Raw genomic sequence first — 17,673 nt, 5'->3', positions numbered from 1 at the left:
ATGGACGTTTTGTCGATAGAAGAGGAGGACCGCGCCCTTGCCGTGGTCCTGGACGAGGATCCCGATGTAGTGGCTGTCCTGTCACTCCAGCTGCATGTGCTGGGCATGGAGAGCCGCTGCTATCGTCGGGCCGATGTCCTGCTGGAAGAGATCGACGAGTGCGAACCTCAACTGGTCATCATGGGGCTGGAATTCGGCGATCCGGACGGGATTGCCCTGTTGCGCCTGCTGGCCGAACGGCGCTATGCCGGCTGGGTGCTGCTGTTGGGCGGCGTCGAGCGCAAGATCTCGCGCATTGCCGAGCGGGTGGGGCACACCCTGGGCCTGCAGATGCTCGGCTCGCTGGACAAGCCGATGCGCCTGGCCGAGCTGCGCCAGCGGCTGGACCGGCTGCATCTGGGGCGCAAGCCGACTATCGCCCCCGAGGACGACCCCTTCTTCTCCGCCGGTGAGCTCGACCGGGCCCTGGAACAGCACGAACTCACCCTTCACTACCAGCCGCAGTTCGAGCTTGCCACGGGCCGGTTGAGTGGCGTCGAGGCACTGGTGCGCTGGTCGCACCCCGAGATCGGCCTGATCGGGCCGGCCAGCTTCCTGCCCATGCTCACCGCCGGGCAGAGCCGTCGGTTGACCTGCCACGTGCTCGAACAGGCGCTGGCGGATGCCGCGCACTGGGCGAGCATGGGCGTGGTGCTGTCGCTCTCGGTCAATGTCACCGCCGATGACCTGATGGAGTCGCAGCTGCTGTCGATGACGCGCCATCGCCGGCCGGGCGAGCCGCCCCTGGTGGTGCTCGAGATCACCGAGACCGCGGCCATGGACGACGAGCTGCTGGGCTCGGAAATCGCCGCCCGGCTGCATCTCAACGGGATGGAAGTGTCGGTGGACGACTTCGGCGTGGGCTTCTCGTCGCTGTCGCGGCTACAGATGCTGCCGATCAGCGAGCTCAAGATCGACCGCAGCTTCGTGCGCCACCTGCAGCAGGACTCCCAGGATGCGGCCATCGTCGAGGCGGTCGCCCTGCTGGGGCGCCGCCTGGGTATCCGGGTGGTGGCCGAAGGGGTCGAGGAGCTCGACTGCCTGCCGACCCTGGCCCGCTTCGGCTGTACCCATGTGCAGGGCTTCGGCCTGTCGCGGCCGGTGCCCGCCGACATGATTCCCGAGCTGGCCTCGGATCAGTCGCCGATCCGTGCCAGGATCGCGGCCAGTGCGGCGTCCGCCGGCAACACACCGTAGGCCGGGCCGGCTTCCACACCGAGGCGCGAGCGGCAGAAGGTCTCGGCCACCTCGTTGGGGGCATGGCGCAGCAGCAGTGAGGCCTGCAGGCACTGTGCCAGGCGCTGGGCAAGCCACCGCGCCCTGGCCTCCAGGACAGCGGCGGGCAGCGCCAGCTCGCGCTCCAGCCCGGCCAGCGCCAGGTCGAAGTCCGGCTGCTGTCCCCGGGCCGTGGCCAGCTCGGCCCGCAGCGCCTCGATCGACTCCGGATGCCGGGCCAGTACCCGCAGCACGTCGAGGCACATCACGTTGCCCGACCCCTCCCAGATCGAATTCACCGGCGCCTCCCGGTAGAGCCGCGCCAGCGGCGTCTCCTCCACGTAACCGATGCCCCCCAGGCACTCCATGGCTTCGGCCATGAACCCGGGCCCGCGCTTGTTGTGCCAGTACTTGGCCAGCGATGGCAGCAGCCGGGCCAGGTCGGTTTCATGCTCGTCACCCTGGGCGGCCCCGTCGAAGGCGCGAGCGGTGCGCATGGCGAGGGCGACGCCGGCCTCCACCTCCAGCGCCAGGTCGGCAAGGACGCTGCGCATCAGCGGCTGCTCGGCCAGCGCCTTGCCGAAGGCGTGTCGCTGCCGCGTATGGTGCCAGGCTTCCGCCAGGGCCTGGCGCATCATGCCCACTGGAGCGGTGGCGGCGTCCAGGCGGGTCTGCTGCACCATGCCGATGATGGTGGCCACGCCGCGTCCGGGCTCGCCCACCGGCGTCGCCCAGGCGCCGCGATACTCGATCTCGGCGGAGGCATTGGCGCGATTGCCGCACTTCTCCTTGAGCCGCTGCAGCTCGATGGCGTTGCGCTCACCGTCCGGCGTGAAACGCGGCACCAGGAAGCAGGAGAGACCGTCGTCGGTCTGTGCCAGGGTGAAAAAGGCGTCGGACATCGGCGCGCTGCAGAACCACTTGTGACCGGTGAGCCGCCAACCCTCGCCGTCGGGTTCGGCGCGGGTGGAATTGCTGCGCACATCGCTGCCCCCCTGCTTCTCGGTCATGGCCATGCCGAAGGTCAGGCCTCGTTTTTCCGCGGCCGGCAGGGGGCGGGGGTCATAGGCGTGGGCCAGCAGCCCGGGTGCCCAGGCGGCCGCCACTGTCGGGCTGTGGCGCAGCACCGGCATGGCGGCATGGGTCATGGTCACCGGGCAGCAGAAGCCCGGTTCGGCCTGGGTCAGCAGGTAGAGGGCGGCAACATGGGCCTGGTGGCCGCCGCGGCCCTCTTCCTGCCAGGCTACCGCATGCCAGCCGCCCGCCATCGCCATCGTCATCAGTTCGTGGTAGGCGGGGTGATAGCGCACCTCGTCCAGGCGTCGGCCGTGGCGATCGAAGAGTCGCAGCTCCGGCGGGTGGCGGTTGGCTTCCTCTCCCAGGGCGGCGACTCGGGTGCTGCCGGTGTCGCGGCCCAGGGGGGCGAGGCGCTCGGCGACCCACGGCGGGGCCTCCCTGGCCAGCGCCTCGCGTAGCGGCAGGTCCCCGGCGAGCAGGTCCCGGTCGCCCCGGGGGGCGGGCTGGTTGAGCACCTCGTGGGTCGCCATGCGGGTTCGGGGGAACGGACTGTCCATGCCGGTGCTCCTTGCGGTCGGTATTTTGGGGGACTGTTCCGAAGCATGGTCAGTGCATCGGGCGGGGTCAACGTGACGTCGGGCGTGACGACGGCACCACCACTGGGTAGGCTTGTGGCTCGAACCTGCGGAGATGACCGTGACGGCCAAGCCCCCTCTCGACCCGACACTGCCGACACCCCGGGTGGCCGATGAAGCCATCCAGCTGGTGGATGCCCGGAATCGGCCCTGCGGCAGCGCGCCCCGGGCGCTGATGCGCCGCTTCCAGTTCTGGCACCGGGCCACCTACGTGGTCGTCCGCAATCGACGGGGCGAGATCTGCGTGCAGCGCCGCACCCTGACCAAGGAGGTCTTTCCCGGCGGGCTCGACCTGGCCGCCGGGGGCGTGGTCGGTGCCGGCGAGGCCGTGCATGTGGCGGCGCGTCGTGAGCTGGCCGAGGAGCTGGGCATTCGCGGCGTGCCGCTGCGTCATGCCGGGGAGTTCCGTCACGACCGGGGCGGCAACCATATCTTCGGCAGCCTTTACCTGGTCGAGTACGACGGCCCTCTCACCCTGCAGGTGGAAGAGGTCGCCGATGCCTTCTGGTGTTCACTCGAGGAGGCGCTGGCGCTGGAGGGGGTCACGCCGGACACCCGCCAGGCCGTGGAGGCGTTGATCGCGTCCGGCTGGCTGGAGGCGGGGCGATGAACGCGCTGGCGGCGGCACAGAGCCTGGAGGCCGTGGCCGCCACCCTGGACCGGGTGGTGCTGGGCAAGTCCCGTGAGGTGCGCCTGGCCCTCTGCTGCCTGCTCTGCCGCGGCCATCTGCTGATCGAGGATCTCCCGGGGCTGGGCAAGACCACCCTGGCCCAGGCACTGGCACGGGTTACGGGGCTCGACATGCAGCGGCTGCAGTTCACCAGCGACCTGCTGCCCGCCGATGTGCTGGGGGTGTCGGTCTTCGACCCGCGGGAGGCGAGCTTTCGCTTCCACCCGGGGCCGATCTTCCATGGCCTGGTGCTGGCCGACGAGATCAATCGCGCCACGCCCAAGACCCAGAGCGCACTGCTCGAGGCGATGGAGGAGGGGCAGGTCACCGTGGAGGGGGAGACCCGCGCGCTGCCCGACCCCTTCTTCGTCATCGCCACCCAGAACCCCCAGGACCAGGCCGGCACCTTCGCGCTGCCGGAATCGCAGCTGGATCGCTTCCTGATGCGGCTATCGCTGGGCTATCCCGACTTTCGTGCCGAGCGCGACATCCTGCGCGGCCTGGCGGGGCGCAGCCGGCTCGACGACCTGGCCGTGCTGCTGGACGGCGAGCGGCTGCGCCAATGGCAGGCGAAGGTCACGACGATTCATGTCTCCGACCGGGTACTCGACTATGTGCAGGCCCTGGGGCGTGCCAGTCGCGAGCACCCCGAGCTGGCCTGGGGACTCTCCACCCGGGGGCTGCTGGCGCTGGTGCAGGCGTCACGTGGCTGGGCGCTGCTGGCCGGGCGCGACCATGTGCTGCCCGAGGATGTCCAGGCCGTCTGGGGGCCGGTGGCCGGCCATCGCCTGAGCAGCGGCCACCGCGAGGAGGGCGAGGCACTGGCTGCGCACCTGCTCGGCCACGTGCCGGTAGCGGCCTGACAATGACCACGGTCCGCGCTGGCCCGTCCGGGGCAGCCGCAGGGGAAGCTGGCAAGCGGGAAGCCGGCAAGCGGGAAGCCGGCAAGCGGAGAAGCCTGCGCGACTGGCTCGGGCGACGCCTGACCATTGCCCCCGGCGAACCCCTGCCACAGCGCCGGCTGTTTCTGCTTCCCACCCGCTTCGGCCTGGCCTGGATCGCCCTGGTGGTGGTACTGCTGCTGTTCGGCGTCAACTACCAGAACAGCCTCGCCTATGCCCTGGCCTTCTGGCTGGCGGGGCTGGCAGTGGTTGTGCTGGTGCGGGCCTGGCGCAATCTGCTGGGCGTCGCCGTGGAGCTGCAGCTGCCCCGGGAGGCCTTCGCCGGGCGCGAGGCGCGTCTCAGAGTGGGACTACGGGCAGTTCGCTCGCGAACTGCCATCGCGCTCGTTCTGGACGCCCATGAGACCACGCTGCCGTGCCTGGAAACCGAGGCCACGGCAAGCTTGCCCTGGCGGCCCGGGCAGCGCGGTTGGCAGCTGCCGCCCACCCTGCGCCTGGAGACCCGCTGGCCGCTGGGGCTGGTGCGGGCAGTGGCCTGGGTGCAGCCCACCGACGGGCTGCTCGTCTACCCCGCACCGCTCGAGGCGGCGGGGGCGGAGCATCGACAGCTCGGCGCAGGGCTGGACGCCACCGATTTTGCCGGGCTGAGGCGCTTCGAGCGCGGCGATAGCGCCACGCGAGTGGCCTGGAAGCAATGGAGCCGCAGCGGCATCCTCACCACCAAGGTGTTCAGCGTGCCGCCTCGCCAGCAGCTGTGGCTGGATTACGCCAACTGCCGGGGCAGCCCCGAACGCCGCCTGTCGCTGCTCTGTGCCCGGGTGCTGGCGCATCATCGCGCCGGTGACCGTTACGGCCTACGACTCCCGGGGCGGGAGCTGCCCCGGGGGGAGGGGGAGCGTCAGCGGCGTGCCGCGCTGGAGGCACTCGCCCTGTTCCAGGCCGATTCGACAGGAGGGTCGGACCAGTGATCGCTAGAGGCTGGCCGGTGCGTCGCCAACGGCCCCATCTGGAGGTGGCGGTGCTGGCCGACGGTCGCGAGCTCGGTGCCGCCATGCTGCGCCGGCTGGTCATCGGCCAGTGCCTGGTGCTGGCGCTGCATCTGCCCTGGATGCCGATCTGGCTGGTGGCGCTGGCCCTCGGCGTGGCGGCCTGGCGCTACTTCCAGCTGCGTCAGCGGCTGCCCCCGGCGGGTCGCCTGGTGCGCCTGGGAGGGGTCGCAGTGCTGCTGGGCGCCCTCTGGCTGCAGTACGGCGCCATGCACGAAATGGACGGGCTGATCGGGCTGCTGCTGGGCGTCTACCTGCTCAAGCTGCTCGAGACCCATGACCGACGCGGTGCCCGGGTGGTGGTGGTGATCGGCATCATCGCGACCGGGGTGGCATTCCTGCATGACCAGGGGATCGCGATGGCACTGGGCGCCCTTGTGGCGCTGGCCTGGCTGCTGCAGTCGCTGAACTGGCTGGCCGGCGCGCCGGATGCACGCCGGGCCTGGGCCGAAACCGGCTGGCTGCTGCTCTACTCGGCGCCGCTGATGGTGCTGCTGTTCCTGGTCGTGCCGAGGCTGGGGCCGCTGTGGAGCATGCCCCAGATGGATCGTGCCTCCACCGGGCTGTCCGATGAGGTGTCGCCGGGGGATATCGCACAGCTGTCGCGCAGCGATGCCCGTGTCTTCCGGGCGGCGTTCGACGGCGAGGAACCGGCGACCCATGAGCGCTACTGGCGGGTCTATACGCTCTCCGGCACCGACGGCCAGCGCTGGTTCCGTGCGCCGCCCGACGAGCTGGCCGCCACCCTGGGGCGGAGCGAAGATGCCTTCGTCCGCGAGGGACGCCGGTCGCCCTGGGTGGACGAGGCGGCCGGTGAGGGGCGCTTTCGCGCCGAGCTGCTGCTGGAACCCGATAGCCGGCCCTGGCTCCCCTCGCTAGGCACACCGCTGGCCACTGACAGCGAACAGCGTTACCTGGCCGATGGCACCCTGGAGCGGCTGGCCGCACAGGGTTCGCGCAGCCTGCTGCGCCTGGAGAGTAGCGGGGCGGCACCGGCCAATGCCGACACCGCCGGCGACGCCTGGAACACCCTGCTGCCGAACCGGGCCAACCCCCGTACCCGGGCGCTGGGCGAGCGGCTGTGGCAGGAGAGCGGTGGTGACAAGCATGCCTTCCTGGTGGCGGTCATGGCGCAGTTCGGCGAGTCCCCCTTTCGCTATACCCTCATGCCGCCGCGCCTGAACTCCCGTCATCGGGTCGACGAATTCCTGTTCGAGAGTCGTGCCGGCTACTGCACCCACTACGCCTCAGCCGCGGCAACCCTGATTCGTGTGGCGGGGATTCCGGCGCGCCTGGTGGTCGGTTTCCTGGGCGGCGAACGCCATCCGGATGGCTATTTCACCATTCGCGACTACGATGCCCACGCCTGGGTCGAGGTGTGGCTCGACGGCGCCTGGCAACGCCTGGACCCCACGGCCGCCATTGCCCCCGAGCGTATCGAACTGGGGCCCCAGGCCGTCGAGGGGAGTGCCGAGGCCTTTCTGGCCGATTCGCCCTTCTCCTCGCTGCGGCTGCGTGAGCTGGGCTGGGCCAACCGCCTGCGGCTGCGCTGGGAGAATCTGGAATACCAGTGGCAGCGGGGCGTCATCGGTTACCAGCGAGAGGCGGCCAGGTCGTTCATGCAGCGCCTCGGCGAGCGGCTGGAGGCGGGTTACGGCTGGTTCATGGCGCATCTGCGCTCGGCGCCCTGGAAGGCCATGGCCTGGCTGGGTGGCACAGCGCTGGGGCTGGCGGGGCTGACATGGCTGCTGTGCCAGGGGCTCCGCCAGCGCCGCTGGCGTAGTGAAAGTGCCATGCTAGGGTATCTTCAGGACCGACTGGTGCGCCTGGGCCTGGGGCCTGTCTCCGGCGAGACCCCGGCCGGCCACCTGCGACGTGTCGCCCCGGCCTGCGGCCCCGCGGGGGAGGCCCTGCGCACCGTGGCCGAGGAGTACGAACAGCTGGCCTACGCACCGCTGAACGAGGTGGAGCGGAGTGCTGGCCGGCGGCGACTCCGACAGGCCATCAAGGGAATACGGCGCCACTTGACGAAGCGTCGTTATCGAGCCCATCGGACTGGTGCCGCGGGAGATGACGTGGCATCGTGAATGGATGTCAGCTAGGCAGGCGACCCATGGCCATTCACGAACACGAGTGCCGCACCCATCGCGGCGAACCCTTCAATCTGCTGGCCCTCCAGGGGCAGGTGCTGCTGATCGTCAACGTGGCGAGCCGCTGCGGTTTCACGCAGCAGCTGCATGAGCTGGAGCGGCTCTATGGCCGCTATCGCGACCGCGGCTTCACCGTACTGGCCTTTCCCTGCAACCAGTTTGCGCGTCAGTCGCCGGAGTCGGCCCTGGACTTCTGTGCCTTCAGTTCGACCGAATACGGCGTCACCTTTCCGGTCATGCAGAAGGTCAAGGTCAACGGTTCCCAGGCTCATCCGCTCTTCAAGGAGCTGAAGCGCAAGGCGCCGGGCGTGCTCGGCACCACGATGATCAAATGGAACTTCACCAAGTTTCTGGTGGGCCGGGATGGCCGGGTGATACGACGCTTCGCGCCGGGGGAGCACGGCGTTACGTTGGAAATCGCCCTGGAGCAGGCTCTGGATGAAATCTGAGCGGTGGCGGCACTAACGGGGTGACTCACCGCGTTCGAGCATCACGCGCATCATCAGTTCGTTCCAGCGGTGGCGGGTCATCATGGTGGTCAAGCCGGAGAACAGTGCCCAGCTCTTACGCCGCCAGCCCTTGAGCCGCATGTTGTGGGCCACCAGGCGCTTCATGAGCTGGTAGTCGTCGAACTTGCGCCACTCGCTGGCGACCGACATCTGGTTGCGTGACAGCACCGGCGCCAGTTCCAGGCGGAATACCCACTCCAGCTCATGCAGCGTCAGGTCGTGGCGCTGGATCACTTCCACCATGTGGGTATAGTCTCGCTCACCGGGTTCGCGGTCCAGCCATAGCGGGGCCAGTGCCAGCCACAGCTCGCCGCGCTCATCGACCAGCGTCTGTGCATCCATCGTTCTCTCCTGCCTGTGCGTTGCCCGGGAAATGCATCCTGCCCCACTCGAGGGCCCGGCTCAAGAGCGGACAGGAGGGATGACGGCCGTTAGAATGCCACCACAGCCCAATCAAATCCGCCCGATGCTGCTGTGCCAGCGGCGGGCCATCGACAACGAGGTTAGACGTGATCATCAAACCCAAGGTTCGCGGTTTCATCTGCACCACCACCCACCCCGTCGGCTGCGAGAAGAACGTGCTCGAGCAGATCGAGGCGACCCGTGCCCGTGGACTGGACCCGTCCGTGGGCCCGAAGAAGGTCCTGGTGATCGGGGCCTCCAGTGGCTACGGCCTGGCGGCGCGGATTACCGCCGCCTTCGGCTACGGTGCCGATACCCTGGGCGTGTTCTTCGAGAAGCCGGGCAGCGAGAAGAAACCCGGCACCGCGGGCTGGTACAACTCCGCTGCCTTCGACAAGTTCGCCAAGGCGGAAGGGCTCTACAGCAAGTCGATCAACGGTGACGCCTTCTCCCATGAAGCCCGCGAGACGGCCATCGAGCTGATCAAGCAGGACATGGGACAGGTGGACCTGGTCGTCTATTCGCTGGCATCGCCGGTACGCAAGTTGCCCGACAGCGGTGAACTCAAGCGCTCCAGCCTCAAGCCCATCGGCGAGACCTACCGTGCCACCGCCATCGATACCAACAAGGATGTGATCATCGAAGCCGAGGTCGAGCCCGCCACCGAGCAGGAGATCGAGGACACGAAGGCCGTCATGGGCGGCGAGGACTGGGAGCTGTGGATCGATGCCCTGGATCGTGCCGGCGTGCTCGCGCCCGGCGCACGCAGCGTCGCCTTCAGCTATATCGGCACCGAGATCACCTGGCCGATCTACTGGCACGGTGCCCTGGGCAAGGCCAAGGAGGACCTGGATCGCGCCGCCGGCGAGATCGACAGCAAGCTCAAGGCCACCGGCGGTGGCGCCAACGTGGCGGTGCTGAAGTCGGTGGTGACCCAGGCCAGCGCCGCGATTCCGGTCATGCCGCTCTATATCGCAATGGTCTACAAGGTGATGAAGGAGAAGGGGCTGCATGAGGGCACCATCGACCAGCTCAACCGCCTGTTCGGTGAGAGCCTCTATTCCCCCCAGGGGCAGGGCGGCGAGTTCGTCACCGATGACGCCGGCCGCCTGCGTCTCGACGACTGGGAGCTGCGCGACGACGTGCAGCAGGCGTGCAAGGACCTCTGGCCCAAGGTGACCACCGAGAACCTGTTCGAGATTACCGACTATGCTGGTTACAAGCACGACTTCCTGAAGCTGTTCGGGTTCGAGCGCGACGACGTGGACTATGAGGCGGATGTGAACCCGGACGTGACCTTCGATGTCGTGAATTTATAGAGTGTGCGTATAGGCTCTGCGAATCGCGGCACTCCGTCCGGTTCGCAGCATGAGCATTCCGGAGCATGGAGGTGGCGATGGATACCAAGGAGAGCAAGACGGCGCAAGAAGAGTACGAGCATCTCAGGGAAGTGAGGATGCCCGAGGACTTCGAGCATCCGGAGCCGGACGAGGACCAGCCGGAGGCCAAGCAGTCGCCCCAGAACCTGCACTGGGTCCTGCTGGTGGCGGCGTTGATCGCCGGCGCGATTCTGATCTTCACGCTGGTCTGGCCCTGAGCCATCCTGCCCCCGGGCCTGAAGCCGCAGGCCCGGGGGACGCCTGATCTGAGCCGCTGGCGCGGGGCGGCTCCGCACGGCGCTCGGCGTAGCCCCTGTCAATCGAGTAAGATCACAGCCTCGATTCGGCTCACGGCGTAGCGTTCCATGCCCGACACCCCCACTGCCACTGTTTCCACGTCAGCGACCCGCTGGATCGGGGTGCTGACGCTGCCGGGTTTTTCCCTGCTGGCCCAGGCCTGCGCCCTGGAGCCACTGATGGTGGCCAACCAGCTGGCCGGTCGGCGTCTCTACCGCGTGCAGCCCTACAGTCCCGCTGGCGGCGAGACCCCTAGCCTCGCCGAACTCAGCCTGGCGGCGGGCAAGCCTTTCGGTGAGGCGGCGGTCGAGCTCGACATGCTGGTCGTCTGTGCCCCGACGCCCCTGTCGGCGAATGCCGATGGCGCCATCGTGTCCCGCCTGCGCGCGCTGGGCAGAAGCGGTGTCGTCCTGGTCGGCGTGGGCGGTGGTACCGAGCTGCTGGCCCGCGCCGGCGTGCTGGACGGCTATCGCGCCACGCTGCCCTGGCAGCGCTTCACCGCCTTCACCCGCGACTTTCCCCGGGTGCGGCTCTCCCAGCAGCTGTTCGAGATCGACCGGGACCGGCTCACCTGCGGTGGCGGCACGGCGGCCATGGACATGATGATGACGCTGATCGCCACCCACCACGGCAGCGAGCTGGCCGAGCGGGTCTCGGAGCATTTCGTGCTGGAGCGGATCCGCATGGCCGACGAGCCCCAGCAGGTGCCGCTGCGTGCCCGCCTGGGCCATGCGCCGGCGCCGCTGGTGGATGCGGTGATGCTGATGGAGGCCAATATCGAGGAGCCGCTGACCACCCACGAGCTGGCCGAGCACCTGGGCATCTCCCGGCGCCAGCTGGAGCGGCTGTTCAAGAAGTATCTCCAGGCCGTCCCCGGCCGTTACTACCTGGACCTGCGCCTGCAGGAAGCTCGCCGACTCCTGCGTGACAGCGACCTGCCCGCCGGCGAGATCGCCATGAAGACGGGGTTCTCTTCCCCGGCGCACTTTTCGACGGCCTATCGCAATCATTTCGGGGTAACGCCCCGCGAGGAGCGGCTGCACTAGCCGAGGCCGGTGCGTCACGCCGACAGCCATTTTCACAAGATGGAGTCCCATAGCTGAAAGCCTGGACGGCTAGGGCTCCGTATACTCGAATGACAGTAGCGCTTCGCTTCCCCTTATTTCGCTGGAATGGAGACCGACATGAGCCAGACCCCGACCCGCGCCGATTTCGATCAGTACATGGTGCCCAACTACTCTCCCCAGAAGGCCATTCCGGTGCGCGGCGAGGGCAGCCGCCTATGGGATCAGGAAGGGCGCGAGTATATCGATTTCGCCGGGGGTATCGCGGTCAACTCCCTCGGCCATTGCCATCCGGTGCTGGTCGAGGCACTCACCGAGCAGGCCAACAAGCTCTGGCACCTTTCCAACGTCTACACCAATGAGCCGGCCCTGGCCCTGGCCCGGACCCTGGTGGAGCGTACCTTCGCCGACAAGGTCTACCTCTGCAGCTCCGGCGGCGAAGCCAACGAGGCGGCGCTGAAGCTGGCGCGGCGCTGGGCCCATGACAACTTCAGCGAGCACAAGAGCCGCATCGTCTCGTTCTCGCAGTCCTTCCACGGGCGCACCTTCTTCACCGTCAGCGTCGGCGGCCAGCCCAAGTACTCCCAGGGCTTCGGCCCGGTGCCGGGCGGCATCGTCCACGGCGAGTTCAATAATCTCGCCAGCGTCCGTGACCTGATCGACGACGATACCTGCGCAGTGATGGTCGAGCCGATGCAGGGCGAGGGCGGAATCGTGCCGGCCACCCAGGAATTCCTGCAGGGGCTGCGGGACCTGTGCGACGCCCACGATGCCCTGCTGATCTTCGACGAGGTGCAGACCGGCGTCGGCCGCACCGGCGCCCTCTACGCCTACATGGAATACGGCGTGATGCCGGACATCCTCACCAGCGCCAAGGGCCTGGGCGGCGGTTTCCCGGTGGGGGCGATGCTGACCACCGACCGCGTCGCCCCGGCGCTGGCCATCGGCACCCATGGCTCCACCTATGGCGGCAATGCGCTGGCCTCCGCCGTGGCCCTGGCCGCGGTCGAATACATCGCCACGCCAGCGGTCCTCGATGGCGTGAAACAGCGCCATGACCTGTTCCGCGAGCACCTTGAGGCAATCAACCGCAAGCATGGCGTGTTCAAGGAGATCCGCGGCATGGGGCTGCTGGTCGGCGCCGAGATGGCCCCCGACTACGAAGGCCGGGCCAAGGACATCCTGCCGCTGGCCATCGAGGAGGGGCTCATGGCCCTGATCGCCGGGCCCAACGTGCTGCGCATGGCGCCGTCGCTGGTGATTCCCGAGGCCGATATCAGCGAGGGCATGGCGCGCCTCGAGCGGGCCGTGGCGCGACTGGTGGCGGCCAAGTGAAGGCCGGCCAGCCCATGCAAGATGCTGCCAACCGACCCGGAGACCCTGCCATGATGGTCGTACGCCCTGTTCGGCCGGCCGACCTGCCGGCCCTGGAGCGGCTGGCAGGTACCGCCACGCCGAGCCTGACCAACCTGCCGGCCCACCGCGACCGGCTGGAGGAGCGCATCGCCCGCTCGCGGCACTCCTTCAGCCGTGAGGTGGACTTCCCCGGCGACGAGCTCTACACCTTCGTCCTCGAGGACCTGGAGCGCGGCGAGGTGGTGGGCACCGCCACCATTCGCGCCGAGGCCGGTGCCCGGGAGGCCTACTACACCTATCGCCAGGAGACCCTGATCCACGCCTCGCAGCAGCTCAACGTGCGCCGCGAGGTGCAGACCCTGGCGCTCTCCCATGAGGTCTCCGAGACCACCCAGCTCTGCGCGCTGTCGATCGAGCCGCGCTACCGTGGCACCAGTGCGGAAAGCCTGCTGCGCCGGGCCAGGCTGATGTTCATCGCCCAGTATCCCGAGCGCTTCGCCGAGGTGCTGGCCATGGCCTTTCCCGGCTACCTGGACGAGCAGGGCGAATCGCCGTTCTGGAACAGCGTGGGGCGGCACTTCTTCGTGCGTGACTACCACGACATCAACTACCTGGCGGGGGTGCGCTCCAAGAGCTTCATCGCCGAGGTGATGCCTCAGTTCCCGCTCTACCTGGCGCTGCTGACGCCCCAGGCCCGCGCGGCGATCGGGCGCGAACACCCGGACCATGAAGTCGCCATGGCCGAGATGCTGGCCGAGGGCTTCCTGCGCTCGCGCCATGTGGACATCTTCGATGCCGGCCCGGTGATCAAGGGTGAGCGCGATCGCCTGGCAAGCTTCCGGCGCGCCGCCTGGCATCCGGTGCGCATACGCCCGGCCCATGCCCTGCCGGATGCGGAGCCGGCCATGATCGCCAACCAGCGGCTGGCCGATTTTCGCTGCGTGGTGGCCCGTTACGCGCTGTCGCCCACCGGCCAGCTGATGCTCTCGTCGGAGCACGCCGAGCTGCTGGGCGTGGAGGAGGGGCGTGCCGTGCTGGTGGCGCCGTTGGCCCTGGCGGCGGACGATTCCGAGCTGGGCTACGACGAGGGAGAGCTGTGATGCGCATTCGAGCGATTGCCGAGTCCGACCTGGACGAGCTGCAGGCCCTGGCGCGCGAGACCGGGGTCGGCTTCACCTCGCTGCCCGACAACCGCGAGTTTCTCGCCGAGAAGATCGAGCTGGCCGTGACCGCCTTCGAGCAGCGCACCCCGGCCGACCGGCGCAACTACTTCTTCGTGCTGGAGGACGAGGCCAGCGGCGAGCTGGCCGGCTGCTGTGCCATCGAAGGGCAGGTGGGCCGCGAGGTGCCGTTCTACCACTACCGCCTTGGCACCCTGGCCCACTCCTCGGTGCAGCTCGACCTGCATCGCACCATCGACACCCTCTTTCTCAGCTCCGACCACACCGGCGATGCCGAAGTGGCGTCGCTGTTCCTGCGCCCCCAGTACCGTGGCGAGGATCGGCGCCACCAGCGCAACGGCGCACTGCTGTCGATGATGCGCTGGCTGTTCATCGCCGAGTTTCGCGACCAGTTCCCCGACAAGGTGCTGGCGGAGATGCGGGGTGTCTTCGACGAGCGGGGCAAGAGTCCCTTCTGGGAGTGCCTGGGAAGCCACTTCTTCCCGCTGGATTTCGACGAGGCGGATCGCCTGACCGGGCTGGGCCAGAAGAGCTTCATCGGCGAGCTGATGCCCAAGTTTCCCATCTATACCCCGTTTCTCTCCGACGAGGCCCGGGCCTGTATCGGTCAGGTGCACCGCGATACCCGTCCGGCGCTGGCCATGCTCAAGAAGGAGGGGCTGCGCTGGGAAGGTTTCATCGACATCTTCGACGGCGGCCCCACCGTGGAGGCCTACATCGACGACATACGCGCCGTGCGCAAGTCGCGCCGCTGCCGGGTGGAGGTGCATGCCGGCAGCGAGCCGCCTGCCGCTCGCCCGCGCTGGCTGGCGGCCAGTACCGACATGGCCGCTTTCCGCGCCGCCTGGATAGCCGGCGGCCCCAACGAGGACGACACCATCACCCTGAGCGAACAGGAGGCGCGGCGACTCGACGTTGTCGCCGGCGACGCCCTGCGCGTACTGGATACCGAGGAGACACCATGAAAGCCATGCAGCAGCTGTGGATCGATGGCACCTGGCAGGCGGGGGAGGCTACCCGCTTCACCAAGCAGGACCCGGTCTCCGGCGACACCCTGTGGCAGGGAAACGGCGCCAGCGATTCCCAGGTGGCGGCGGCGGTGGCCGCCGCCCGAGGTGCCTTTGCCCCCTGGGCGCGGCGCGCCTTCGATGAGAGGCTGGCGGTGGTGGAGCGCTTTCGCGAAGTACTGGAGTCGCATCGTGAGGACCTGGCCCGAACCATCGCCTCGGAAACCGGCAAGCCGCTTTGGGAGGCCCGCACCGAAGTGGGGGCGATGATCGGCAAGGTGGCGATCTCGGCGCGTGCCTACCATGAGCGTACCGGCGAGCGCAGCCGTGACGTGGGCGACACCCGCGCGGTACTGCGGCATCGGCCCCATGGGGTGATGGCGGTGTTCGGTCCCTACAACTTCCCCGGGCACCTGCCCAATGGGCACATGGTGCCTGCGCTGCTGGCCGGCAATACGGTGGTGTTCAAGCCCAGCGAGCAGACGCCGCTGACCGCCGACCTCACCCTGCAGTGCTGGCAGGAAGCGGGCCTGCCGGCCGGGGTGATCAACCTGGTGCAGGGCGGGGCACCGGTGGGGCAGGCGCTCTCGGCGCACCCGGGCATCGACGGCCTGCTGTTCACCGGCAGCGCCAAGGTGGGCGGGCTGCTCAACCGGCAGTTCGCCGATCGATTCGACAAGATCCTGGCCCTGGAGCTGGGGGGCAACAATCCGCTGGTGGTCAAGGACGTGCACGACCAGGACGCCGTGGTGCTGACCATCCTGCAGTCGGCCTTCCTCTCCGGCGGCCAGCGCTGCACCTGCTCGCGCCGGCTGATCGTGCCCGAGGGCCAGGTCGGCGACCACCTGCTCGACGCCCTGGCGGACGCCATCGGTCGGTTGCACGTGGCAGGTCAGTTCGCCGAGCCGGCGCCGTTCTACGGTGGCCTGGTCAGCCCGGCGGCGGCCCAGGGGCTGCTCAAGGCCCAGGACGAGCTGGAAGCCCTGGGCGGGGTGGTGTTGTCGCGCATGGCGTGCCTGCAGGAGGGCACCAGCCTGCTCAGCCCCGCGCTGATCGACGTCACCGGCCTGGCGGTGCCCGACGAGGAGCACTTCGGCCCGCTGTTGAAGGTATACCGTTATAAAGACTGGGGCGAAGCGGTCACTATCGCCAATGACACCCGATACGGCCTCTCCGCCGGCCTGATCGGCGGCGAGCGCGCCGACTGGGACGACTTCCTGCTGCGCATTCGTGCCGGCATCGTCAACTGGAACCGCCAGACCACCGGCGCCTCGGGCGATGCCCCCTTCGGTGGCGTCGGCAACAGTGGCAACCACCGCCCCAGTGCCTACTATGCCGCCGACTACTGCGCCTATCCGGTAGCCTCCATGGAGAGCGAGGATCTGCACCTGCCTGACCAACTGCCGCCGGGAGTGGTGTTATGAGCGACGCTGTGACGCTGCGCGACGAGAGCTACCGGGAAGTCAATTTCGACGGCCTGGTGGGGCCGACCCACAACTACTCGGGGCTGGCCCACGGCAACGTCGCTTCCATGAGCCATGGCGGCCTGGTCTCCAACCCGCGTGAGGCCGCGCTGCAGGGGCTCGCCAAGATGAAGGCGCTGATGGACGCCGGCTACGCCCAGGGCGTGTTGCCGCCCCAGCAGCGGCCGGATCTCGGCGCCCTGCGGGCGCTGGGCTTCACTGGCAGCAATTCCGAGGTGCTGGCCCGTGCCGCCAGGGAGGCGCCCCAGGTGCTGCGGGCGGTGTGTTCGGCGTCGAGCATGTGGACGGCCAACGCCGGTACGGTGACGCCGAGCCGCGATGCGCCGGATGGGCGGGTGCATTTCACCCCGGCCAACCTGCAGTCGAGCTTTCACCGCTACCTGGAGCCGGAGACCACCGGGCGCGTGCTGGCGGCGATCTTCCATGACGAGCGCCACTTCGCCCACCATTCGGTGCTGCCGGCGACCCCGGCCTTCTCCGACGAGGGGGCGGCCAACCACACCCGGCTCTGTGGCGAGCACGGCGAGGCCGGTGTGCACCTCTTCGTCTACGGCCGCCAGGCCTTCGGCGGGCGCATCGAGCCGCAGAAGTTCCCGGCCCGCCAGACCCTGGAGGCGAGCCAGGCGGTGGCCCGTCAGCACGGCTTGAGCGACGACCAGGCGGTGTTCGCCCAGCAGCATCCCGATGCCATCGATGCCGGCGTGTTCCACAACGACGTGATCGCGGTGGGCAACGGCCCGGTGCTGCTCTACCACGAGATGGCTTTCCTCGACGAGGGGGCGACCCTCGACGAGCTGCGCCGCAAGATGGCGACGCCCCTGATCCCGGTACGGGTGCCGCTGGAGGCGGTGAGCCTCGAGGACGCCGTGGCCTCCTACCTGTTCAACTCCCAGCTGCTGACCAATGCCGATGGCAGCATGACCCTGGTGGTTCCCGGCGAGTGCCAGGAGCGCGAGGCGGTGTGGCGCACCATCCAGGATCACCTGCTGGCGGGCAACAACCCCATCGGGGAAGTGATCGTCAAGGACGTCAAGCAGAGCATGCGCAACGGTGGCGGCCCGGCCTGCCTGCGTCTGCGGGTGGCACTCTCGCAGGTGGAGCGATCGGCCCTGACCGGCCGGGTGCTGCTCAACGACGGGCTTCATGACGAGCTGACCACCTGGGTCGAGCGTCACTATCGCGACCGCCTGGCGCCCGACGACCTGGCCGATCCGCAGCTGGCCGACGAGACCCTGACGGCGCTGGACGAACTCACCCGCATCCTGGCGATCGGTTCGGTCTACCCGTTTCAACTGGGGTAGCCTTGTGCGTAAGATATCC

At 68.7% G+C, this 17,673-nt stretch carries 16 protein-coding genes; 14 read left to right on the top strand and 2 right to left on the bottom strand.

What is annotated here, in order from left to right:
* Positions 1 to 1,236 (top strand): EAL domain-containing response regulator, encoded by a 1,236-nt coding sequence (locus LY622_RS07835; RefSeq protein WP_234290383.1) that lies wholly within the window; start codon positions 1 to 3, stop codon positions 1,234 to 1,236.
* Here the strand turns inward: LY622_RS07835 and LY622_RS07830 are convergent.
* Positions 1,176 to 2,828 (bottom strand): isovaleryl-CoA dehydrogenase, encoded by a 1,653-nt coding sequence (locus LY622_RS07830; protein ID WP_234290382.1) that lies wholly within the window; start codon positions 2,826 to 2,828, stop codon positions 1,176 to 1,178. The two genes, LY622_RS07835 and LY622_RS07830, sit on opposite strands and share 61 nt — an antisense overlap.
* 139 nt (positions 2,829 to 2,967) lie before the next feature.
* On the opposite strand from LY622_RS07830, the gene LY622_RS07825 reads away from it, so the two are divergent.
* The 5 genes from LY622_RS07825 to LY622_RS07805 are packed head-to-tail and all read left to right on the top strand — an operon-like array spanning position 2,968 to position 8,123.
* The gene (locus LY622_RS07825) at positions 2,968 to 3,516 is read left to right on the top strand and encodes an NUDIX hydrolase (RefSeq protein WP_234290381.1); all 549 of its coding nucleotides are present in this window, start codon (positions 2,968 to 2,970) and stop codon (positions 3,514 to 3,516) included.
* Entirely contained in the window at positions 3,513 to 4,439 is a 927-nt protein-coding gene (locus LY622_RS07820; RefSeq protein WP_234290380.1) for an AAA family ATPase, read from the top strand. The genes LY622_RS07825 and LY622_RS07820 overlap by 4 nt, the downstream gene beginning before the upstream one ends.
* Before the next feature lie 2 nt (positions 4,440 to 4,441).
* Positions 4,442 to 5,446, top strand: coding sequence for a DUF58 domain-containing protein (locus LY622_RS07815; protein WP_234290379.1), 1,005 nt, complete (start codon positions 4,442 to 4,444; stop codon positions 5,444 to 5,446).
* A complete protein-coding gene (locus LY622_RS07810) occupies positions 5,443 to 7,611 on the top strand; it encodes a transglutaminase TgpA family protein (RefSeq protein ID WP_234290378.1) in 2,169 nt (722 codons plus the stop codon). Before LY622_RS07815 ends, LY622_RS07810 begins: the two co-directional genes overlap by 4 nt.
* Positions 7,612 to 7,637: 26 nt before the next feature.
* Positions 7,638 to 8,123: a glutathione peroxidase gene (locus LY622_RS07805; protein ID WP_234290377.1), complete on the top strand. Its 486-nt coding sequence runs from the start codon at positions 7,638 to 7,640 to the stop codon at positions 8,121 to 8,123.
* A gap of 12 nt (positions 8,124 to 8,135) precedes the next feature.
* Here the strand turns inward: LY622_RS07805 and LY622_RS07800 are convergent, their stop codons facing one another.
* Positions 8,136 to 8,525, bottom strand: a complete 390-nt coding sequence (locus tag LY622_RS07800) for a DUF7079 family protein (RefSeq protein WP_234282334.1) — start codon at positions 8,523 to 8,525, stop codon at positions 8,136 to 8,138.
* 167 nt (positions 8,526 to 8,692) lie between these two features.
* On the opposite strand from LY622_RS07800, the gene fabV reads away from it, so the two are divergent.
* From fabV to astB, 8 genes are all read left to right on the top strand, one after another.
* On the top strand, positions 8,693 to 9,904 hold the full coding sequence (gene fabV, locus LY622_RS07795; protein ID WP_234290376.1) for an enoyl-ACP reductase FabV: 1,212 nt from the start codon (positions 8,693 to 8,695) through the stop codon (positions 9,902 to 9,904).
* Between the two features lie 77 nt (positions 9,905 to 9,981).
* The gene (locus LY622_RS07790; RefSeq protein ID WP_234290375.1) at positions 9,982 to 10,182 is read left to right on the top strand and encodes a hypothetical protein; all 201 of its coding nucleotides are present in this window, start codon (positions 9,982 to 9,984) and stop codon (positions 10,180 to 10,182) included.
* Between the two features lie 147 nt (positions 10,183 to 10,329).
* Complete coding sequence (locus tag LY622_RS07785; RefSeq protein WP_234282330.1) at positions 10,330 to 11,307, top strand: GlxA family transcriptional regulator; 978 nt, start codon at positions 10,330 to 10,332, stop codon at positions 11,305 to 11,307.
* 138 nt (positions 11,308 to 11,445) lie between these two features.
* The gene (locus tag LY622_RS07780; protein ID WP_234290374.1) at positions 11,446 to 12,660 is read left to right on the top strand and encodes an aspartate aminotransferase family protein; all 1,215 of its coding nucleotides are present in this window, start codon (positions 11,446 to 11,448) and stop codon (positions 12,658 to 12,660) included.
* 50 nt (positions 12,661 to 12,710) lie between these two features.
* On the top strand, positions 12,711 to 13,781 hold the full coding sequence (locus LY622_RS07775) for an arginine N-succinyltransferase (RefSeq protein ID WP_234290373.1): 1,071 nt from the start codon (positions 12,711 to 12,713) through the stop codon (positions 13,779 to 13,781).
* The gene (gene astA, locus LY622_RS07770; RefSeq protein WP_234290372.1) at positions 13,781 to 14,827 is read left to right on the top strand and encodes an arginine N-succinyltransferase; all 1,047 of its coding nucleotides are present in this window, start codon (positions 13,781 to 13,783) and stop codon (positions 14,825 to 14,827) included. The genes LY622_RS07775 and astA overlap by 1 nt, the downstream gene beginning before the upstream one ends.
* The gene (gene astD / locus LY622_RS07765) at positions 14,824 to 16,293 is read left to right on the top strand and encodes a succinylglutamate-semialdehyde dehydrogenase (RefSeq protein WP_234290371.1); all 1,470 of its coding nucleotides are present in this window, start codon (positions 14,824 to 14,826) and stop codon (positions 16,291 to 16,293) included. Before astA ends, astD begins: the two co-directional genes overlap by 4 nt.
* On the top strand, positions 16,290 to 17,654 hold the full coding sequence (astB, locus tag LY622_RS07760; protein ID WP_234290370.1) for an N-succinylarginine dihydrolase: 1,365 nt from the start codon (positions 16,290 to 16,292) through the stop codon (positions 17,652 to 17,654). Before astD ends, astB begins: the two co-directional genes overlap by 4 nt.
* Positions 17,655 to 17,673: the final 19 nt, after the last annotated feature.

Origin of the sequence: Halomonas alkalisoli (genome assembly GCF_021412585.1) — a bacterium.
GTDB classification, from domain to species: domain Bacteria; phylum Pseudomonadota; class Gammaproteobacteria; order Pseudomonadales; family Halomonadaceae; genus Halomonas; species Halomonas alkalisoli.
The sequence above is the reverse complement of the archived record's forward strand: the minus strand, read 5'-3'. Positions and strand labels throughout refer to the sequence as shown.